Source organism: Polaromonas sp. P1_G2, assembly GCF_056405515.1.
Window position 1 is genome coordinate 1 of record NZ_JBFUBY010000894.1, and the last position, 519, is coordinate 519.

The 519-nt window shown below is 59.7% G+C and carries 1 pseudogene; it reads left to right on the top strand.

What is annotated here, in order from left to right:
- A pseudogene (locus tag AC1D0P_RS28205) lies at window positions 1-319 on the top strand (hypothetical protein); the annotation flags it as partial.
- Between the last annotated feature and the right edge of the window lie 200 nt (window positions 320-519).

The following is a 519-nucleotide window of genomic DNA, read 5'->3' on the forward strand; positions in this document are numbered from 1 at the left end:
AGGTAATGGTCAGGACGACGACAATTCAGTCGAAGTCTCGTTTTGGGAAACTGTGCGGGAGAGCGGTGACCCGGTTGAATACGCGATCTATCTGGATCGGTTCCCCGACGGCCAATTCGCAGAATTGGCGAAAGCCCGAATTGAGGGCGGCGGCACCCCCCAGGGCGATCCAGCCATCGAACTGGCCTTTTGGGAAACTGTCCGCGACACTGGCAACAAAGCCATGATCGAAGCTTACCTGGCCAAATTTCCCCGCGGCCAGTTCGTCGCGCTGGCAAACTTGATCCTATCCGATCTCTCTTCCAGAGAACCGGAATGAGATAGGGAGCATGCAGCCCGGTAACCGAGTGGATAAGCCAGCGCGCGGTTCAGGGACGTCGCCCTCGAAGACAACGAAACATGGCGCGACGCCCATTGTAGCTCGCGACTTGGCTCACTGCGCTCCGGCGTTCGGAGCCGATCCTTAGTCGAAATGGCATCGGTCGTCCGTCCCGGCAGTTCCGGCGAGCCGTCCGCGGC